8 protein-coding genes (1 of these 8 running past the window's edge) are annotated in these 6,949 nt (G+C 40.5%); all 8 read left to right on the top strand.

Features of this window, described 5'->3' with window-relative positions; all coding sequences use genetic code 11:
- Window positions 1–18: 18 nt before the first annotated feature.
- Window positions 19–1,419: an anthranilate synthase component I gene (gene trpE / locus AFK25_RS00395; protein ID WP_033383529.1), complete on the top strand. Its 1,401-nt coding sequence runs from the start codon at window positions 19–21 to the stop codon at window positions 1,417–1,419.
- A 5-nt stretch (window positions 1,420–1,424) separates the two neighbouring features.
- Window positions 1,425–2,000 (top strand): aminodeoxychorismate/anthranilate synthase component II, encoded by a 576-nt coding sequence (gene pabA / locus AFK25_RS00400; RefSeq protein ID WP_035067820.1) that lies wholly within the window; start codon window positions 1,425–1,427, stop codon window positions 1,998–2,000.
- Between the two features lie 6 nt (window positions 2,001–2,006).
- Window positions 2,007–2,876 carry an aminodeoxychorismate lyase gene (pabC, locus tag AFK25_RS00405; protein ID WP_035067818.1) on the top strand — a complete coding sequence of 290 codons (870 nt, stop codon included), beginning with the start codon at window positions 2,007–2,009 and terminating at the stop codon, window positions 2,874–2,876.
- Complete coding sequence (gene folP / locus AFK25_RS00410; RefSeq protein ID WP_049720839.1) at window positions 2,837–3,709, top strand: dihydropteroate synthase; 873 nt, start codon at window positions 2,837–2,839, stop codon at window positions 3,707–3,709. Before pabC ends, folP begins: the two co-directional genes overlap by 40 nt.
- Complete coding sequence (folB, locus tag AFK25_RS00415) at window positions 3,699–4,061, top strand: dihydroneopterin aldolase (protein ID WP_009360748.1); 363 nt, start codon at window positions 3,699–3,701, stop codon at window positions 4,059–4,061. Before folP ends, folB begins: the two co-directional genes overlap by 11 nt.
- Window positions 4,062–4,064: 3 nt before the next feature.
- Window positions 4,065–4,601: a 2-amino-4-hydroxy-6-hydroxymethyldihydropteridine diphosphokinase gene (gene folK / locus AFK25_RS00420; RefSeq protein ID WP_035067814.1), complete on the top strand. Its 537-nt coding sequence runs from the start codon at window positions 4,065–4,067 to the stop codon at window positions 4,599–4,601.
- Window positions 4,601–5,602: a tRNA dihydrouridine synthase DusB gene (gene dusB, locus AFK25_RS00425; RefSeq protein ID WP_009360746.1), complete on the top strand. Its 1,002-nt coding sequence runs from the start codon at window positions 4,601–4,603 to the stop codon at window positions 5,600–5,602. The genes folK and dusB overlap by 1 nt, the downstream gene beginning before the upstream one ends.
- A 67-nt stretch (window positions 5,603–5,669) precedes the next feature.
- Window positions 5,670–6,949: the 5' portion of a lysine--tRNA ligase gene (gene lysS / locus AFK25_RS00430; RefSeq protein ID WP_019418030.1), read on the top strand. Its footprint extends 205 nt past the window's final position; the window shows 1,280 of its 1,485 coding nt (coding positions 1–1,280); the start codon lies at window positions 5,670–5,672; the stop codon falls past the right edge of the window.

A 6,949-nucleotide genomic window follows, 5' to 3' on the forward strand; every position in this document is an offset into this window, starting at 1 on the left:
CAGCAAAAGCGACGACCGATGATGAAAAAAATCACATACGCACAACGTGATTGGTTTTCTCAATATAAAGCATTGTCACGAAAACAGTTGCATCATGTTTTGCTTGAGAGTGGACGGGACGGTCGATACAGTATTATCGGTTTACAACCATTTGCGGTTGTCATTGGGAAAGATGACAAGTTGACAGTGTGGCAGAAACATCGCACAGAGACGTTTGAAGGGAATATATTGCAATCATTAAAAAAATGGTTCAATCAATGGAAGATAGAAAAATTAGAGGAAGGCCCAGACTTTCAAGGCGGAGCGATTGGATACATCAGTTACGATTGTGCGCGGTATATTGAAAAGCTTCCTTCGATCGCACGTGACGATTTAAATATGCCCGATTTGTATTTCCTCGTATTTGACGATGTGTTTGTATATGATCACTTTGAATCGTCCCTTTATTTCATTACTCACTATGTAGACGGAGAAGAGCAGAAAGCGCACGAACGTCTTGCACGATACGAGCAATTATGGACAACGGACTTGGCCGATGCTTCTCGTCCGTTTATTCCGAACTATGAGAAGGAAGAAACGGTATCAATGAGCGAAGAGCAGTTTATGGAAGCTGTCGAAAAAGTGCGTGCGTATATTGCGCAAGGCGATGTTTTTCAAGTGAACTTGTCTGTGCGACAGTCGAAACGGTTACTTACTCATCCGTTTGCGGTGTATGAAAAATTACGTACATTAAATCCATCACCATACATGGCATATATGCATTTTCCTGAATTTCAACTCGTAAGCGGTTCCCCAGAGTTACTTGTGAAAAAGAAGGGGGAGTATGTGAGTACACGTCCGATTGCAGGAACGCGTTCACGTGGTAAAACAATTCAAGAAGATGAACAAATTGCGCAGTCATTATTAGCAAACGAAAAAGAGCGAGCGGAACATTTAATGCTTGTTGACCTAGAACGGAACGATCTTGGGCGTGTATGTGCATATGGGACGGTACATGTAGACGAGTTTATGGTGATTGAAAAATATTCTCACGTAATGCATCTCGTCTCGCATGTTTCTGGACGACTTGAAGAAGGGAAAGACGCGTTCGATGTGATATCCGCTGTGTTTCCAGGTGGAACGATTACAGGGGCTCCGAAAGTACGAACAATGGAAATTATCGAAGAGCTAGAGCCTGTTCGACGTGGTGTTTACACAGGTTCCATTGGTTGGATCGGATTTAACGGCGATATGGAGTTAAACATTGCGATTCGAACGATGATTGCGAAAGATGGTCTTGCCTATGTACAGGCGGGGGCAGGAATCGTTATTGATTCTCAACCAGAACATGAATATAAAGAATGTTTAAAGAAAGCATTTGCTTTATGGAAAGCAAAAGAGCTGAGCGAAGAAGAGTATGTACAATTAAGCATGAGGTGAGCAAAATGATTTTAATGATTGATAATTATGATTCGTTTACGTATAACTTAGTCCAATATTTAGGGCAATTAGGGGAAGAATTGATCGTTAAACGAAACGATGAAGTAACGATTGCTCAAATTGAACAACTTCAACCACATTTTTTAATGATTTCCCCTGGTCCGTGCAGTCCGAATGAAGCAGGCATCAGCATGGAGGCGATTCAATATTTTGCAGGGAAGATCCCGATTTTTGGTGTATGTCTTGGGCATCAGTCGATTGCGCAAGTGTTTGGTGGGGAGGTTGTTCGGGCGGAACGTTTAATGCATGGTAAAACATCACCGATTTTTCATGATGGAAAGACGATTTTTACTCAAATTCCGAATCCGTTTACTGCTACGCGTTATCATTCGCTAATTGTAAAAAGAGAAACATTGCCCGATTGCTTTGACATTTCCGCGTGGACAGAAGAAGGGGAAATTATGGCCATTCGCCATAAAACATTGCCAATTGAAGGGGTGCAGTTTCATCCTGAGTCGATCATGACGGAATACGGTTTAGAAATGCTTAAAAATTTTATTACATTATACAGACAAAAGTGATGTCGTATGTTCGTTTACGTAAATGGACAAATCGTAAAAAATGAAGATGCTCGTATTTCACCGTTTGATCATGGATTTATGTATGGGCTCGGGGTGTTTGAAACATTCCGCGTATATGATGGACACCCATTTTTGCTTGATGATCATTTAGTTCGTCTTCATAACGGACTCGATATGCTCAACATTTCATGTTCTATCACTCGAAATGATGTTTTGCATATTCTTTCCCAATTGTTAGAGGCAAACGTTTATCGCGATGCGTATGTTCGTTTAAACGTCTCAGCTGGAATCGGCGATGTGGGGCTACAGGTGGAACAGTACACACATCCGACAATCATTATGTATATGAAACGTATTCCAAACTTTGCGGAAGAGAAAGCATGTCAAACTTTACAAGTGAGACGAAATACGCCAGAAGGGGGCGTTCGGTTAAAATCGCATCACTATTTAAACAATATTTTAGGTAAAAGAGAAATTGGTCATCATCCGAACGTAGAAGGTATTTTCCTTACAGAAGAAGGATTTGTAGCAGAAGGAATTGTTTCTAACATTTTTTGGGTGAAAGATGGTGTTGTGTACACCCCTTCCGTACAAACAGGGATTTTAAACGGTGTGACTCGAATGTTTGTGATCGATTTACTGCACTCATGGGGCATTCATGTCGAAGAAGGGTTTTATTCCTTGCAACAGCTGAAAAACGCAGATGAAATCTTTTTAACAAATTCCATTCAAGAAGTTGTGCCGGTTTGTCGGCTAGATGAGAATATATATCCCGGGAAATGTGGGGAAATAACAAAACGTCTCCAACGTGCATACGCATCGTTTACAACGCGTTTATGGACAAGGTACGACAGAAAGGATGGGTACGTCAATTGATTGATGTCATTTATTGCGGAAAGCATAAGTTAGATTTACGAAAACAAACGGTCATTATGGGCATTTTAAATGCAACGCCTGATTCTTTTTCTGATGGTGGGAAGTTCAATCACGTAGAGCAGGCGGTTGAACGTGCAAAACAACTCGTAGCTGAGGGAGCGAACATCATTGATATCGGGGGCGAATCAACTCGCCCTGGGGCTGAAAAAGTACCGCTTGAAGAAGAGTTGCGTCGCGTCATTCCAATTGTAGAAGCAGTCGCTAAAGCAGTAGATGTACCAATCTCTATCGATACGTATAAAGCAGAAGTCGCAAAACAAGCCATTGAAGCAGGAGCAACGATGATTAACGATGTTTGGGGAGCGAAAGCCGATCCGAACATGGCTAAAGTAGCGGCTAATTACGGTGTTCCGATTGTGTTAATGCATAATCGTCACGATCGCCATTATAAAGATTTTATTTCAGATATGATCAATGATTTAAAAGAGAGTATACATCTTGTAAAGCAAGCGGGTGTGACGGACGAGCAAATTATTATCGATCCAGGTATTGGTTTTGCTAAAACAGTAGAGCATAATTTAGAAGTGATGCGTCGATTGGACGAGTTTTCTGTTCTCGGTTACCCTATTTTGTTAGGGACATCGCGAAAGTCATTTATCGGACATGTGCTTGATTTACCCGTTCATGAACGAGTAGAAGGAACAGGAGCAACAGTTTGCCTCGGTATCGCCAAAGGAGTGCATATCGTTCGCGTACATGACGTTTTACCGATCGCTAGAATGGCTAAAATGATGGATGCGATGATCGGGAGAGGGTGGGAGTATGAGCGATAAAATTTACGTTCAGCAAATGGAATTTTACGGTTATCACGGGGTATTTCCTGAAGAAAATAAGCTCGGTCAACGTTTTTATGTTGATGTCATCATTGAAACAAATTTAAGAAAAGCAGGCGTCACCGACGATTTAAATGAAACGGTTAACTATGCACATATATATGACATATGTCAAAGTATTGTCGAAGGGAAGCCATTTCAATTGATCGAAGCAGTAGCAGAACACATTGCTGAGCAAATTTTATCTGCTTATGCAACAATCTCATCTTGTACTGTCAAGGTGACGAAGCCAAACCCACCTATTAAAGGTCACTATGCGTATGTGGCGGTTGAAATTACGAGAGGGCGTTAACAAATGGAACATATTGCTTATATTGCATTAGGCTCAAATATAGGAGATCGTTTTGATTATTTACGTAAAGCGGTCACGGCTTTAAATAACCACTCATGTATTTCTGTTTTAGCGACATCTTCCGTTTATGAAACAGATCCGGTTGGATATGTCGAACAAGCTTGTTTTTTAAATATGGTTGTAAAGGTTGCTACGTCGCTATCTCCATTTGCTTTGTTAGAAGCAACGATGGACATTGAAAAACAGTTTGGTCGAAAACGAGAAGTTCATTGGGGGCCACGAACGTTAGACCTTGACATTTTGCTATATAATCACGAAAATATTGAAACAGAACAACTTATCATTCCGCATCCGCGTATGTATGAACGGGCGTTTGTATTAATCCCGTTGTTTGAAATAGATGAATCGTTAATTATTCCTTCCGTTCAACATCCTTTACGTTCGTACGTTGAACAGTTATCGGATCAAGGTGTTCGTATATGGAAAAGTCGCCAAGCGGTGGAGGAACAATTTATGTTAGCAAGAAAGGAGGGAGTTTAATGTTCAAGATCGGAAATGTACAAATTAATAATCCTGTCGTTCTTGCTCCGATGGCAGGCGTATGTAATTCAGCTTTTCGCCTAACTGTAAAAGAGTTTGGTGCAGGGCTTGTTTGTGCAGAGATGGTTAGCGATAAAGCGATTTTATTTAATAATCCAAAAACAATGGGAATGCTCTATATTGATGAGCGTGAAAAACCATTGAGCTTGCAAATTTTTGGTGGAGAAAAAGAAACACTTGTACAAGCAGCTAAATATGTAGATAAGCATACGAATGCGGACATTATTGATATTAACATGGGATGTCCTGTCCCGAAAATTACAAAATGCGATGCGGGGGCAAAATGGCTATTAGATCCAAATAAAATTTATGATATGGTGGCAGCAGTTGTTGATGCCGTAGAAAAGCCTGTAACGGTAAAAATGCGGATTGGTTGGGATGAACATCACATTTATGCTGTTGAAAATGCTCAGGCGGTAGAACGGGCAGGGGGACAAGCTGTGGCTGTTCATGGGCGAACACGCGTGCAAATGTATGAAGGAAAAGCCGATTGGAACGTCATTAAGCAAGTAAAAGAAGCGGTTCGCATCCCTGTTATTGGCAACGGTGATGTCCAGACTCCTCAAGATGCTAAACGAATGTTAGAGCAAACAGGTGTTGACGGAGTGATGATTGGCCGAGCAGCCCTTGGTAATCCTTGGATGATTTATCGCACAGTTCGTTATTTGGAAACAGGTGAGCTCATTCCGGAACCATCAGTACGTGAAAAAATCGAAGTATGCATTTTGCATTTAGATCGTTTGATCGCTTTGAAAAATGAGCATATTGCTGTGAAAGAGATGCGCAAACATGCTGCATGGTACTTAAAAGGTATTCGTGGAAACGCGAAAGTGCGTAACGCGATTAACGAATGTCAGACGCGCAATGAGCTTGTGGCGTTACTGATGAATTTTGTCGAAGAAGTTGAGGCAAAAGAAAGTGATGTCGTGATGGAAGTGTAAAACATACTGTCAGTTCATACTGGCAGTATGTCTTAAAAAATAAAAGGTCATTGGAGTGAACTTTCGTATGTCACATGAAGAATTAAATGATCAGCTATTAGTTCGTCGTGAAAAGTTACATAAATTACGTGAAAAAGGAATTGATCCATTCGGGAAACGATTCGAGCGCACACATAAAGCTGAAGAGTTGTTTGCGCTATACGGTCATTTATCGAAAGAAGAACTTGAGGAGAAACAAATTCATGTTTCTGTAGCCGGTCGCATTATGACAAAGCGCGGCAAAGGAAAAGCTGGATTTGCACATATTCAAGATTTGACGGGGCAAATTCAAATTTATGTACGCAAAGACGATGTTGGCGAAGAACAGTATGAAATTTTTGATACGTCAGATTTAGGGGATATTGTTGGTGTCCAAGGAACAGTATTTAAGACAAAAGTGGGCGAACTTTCTATTAAAGTGCATGCATATGAAATGTTGACAAAATCATTGCGTCCACTTCCTGAAAAGTATCATGGGCTTAAAGATATTGAGCAACGTTATCGCCAACGTTACCTCGATTTAATTATGAATCCAGAAAGTAAAAAAACATTTATTACACGCAGCTTAATCATTCAGTCTATGCGTCGTTACTTAGATCAAAGAGGGTATTTGGAAGTAGAAACGCCGATGATGCATTCGATTGCTGGAGGGGCTGCTGCTCGTCCGTTTATTACGCACCATAATGCTTTAGATATGACGTTGTATATGCGCATTGCAATCGAGTTGCATTTAAAACGTTTAATTGTTGGTGGGCTAGAAAAAGTATATGAAATTGGTCGTGTATTCCGAAACGAAGGCATTTCAACACGCCATAATCCAGAGTTTACAATGCTTGAATTGTATGAAGCTTATGCTGATTACACAGATATTATGAAATTAACAGAAGATATGATCGCGCATATTGCTCAAGAAGTGCTTGGAACTACAAAAATTCAATATGGAGAATATGAAGTAGATTTAACACCTTCTTGGAAACGACTTCATATGGTTGATGCGATTAAAGAATACGTTGGTGTTGACTTTTGGAAGCATATGAGCGATGAAGAAGCTCGTCAACTAGCGAAAGAGCATGGAGTAGAAGTAGCTCCGCATATGACATTTGGTCATATTGTAAACGAATTTTTCGAACAAAAGGTAGAACAACACCTTATTCAACCAACATTTATTTACGGTCATCCGGTTGAAATTTCGCCTTTAGCGAAGAAAAACCCAGAAGACCCTCGCTTTACAGATCGCTTTGAATTATTTATCGTTGCACGTGAGCATGCAAATGCATTTACAGAATTAAATGATCCAATCGATCAACG

The organism is Anoxybacillus gonensis, from assembly GCF_001187595.1.
Taxonomy (GTDB): domain Bacteria; phylum Bacillota; class Bacilli; order Bacillales; family Anoxybacillaceae; genus Anoxybacillus; species Anoxybacillus gonensis.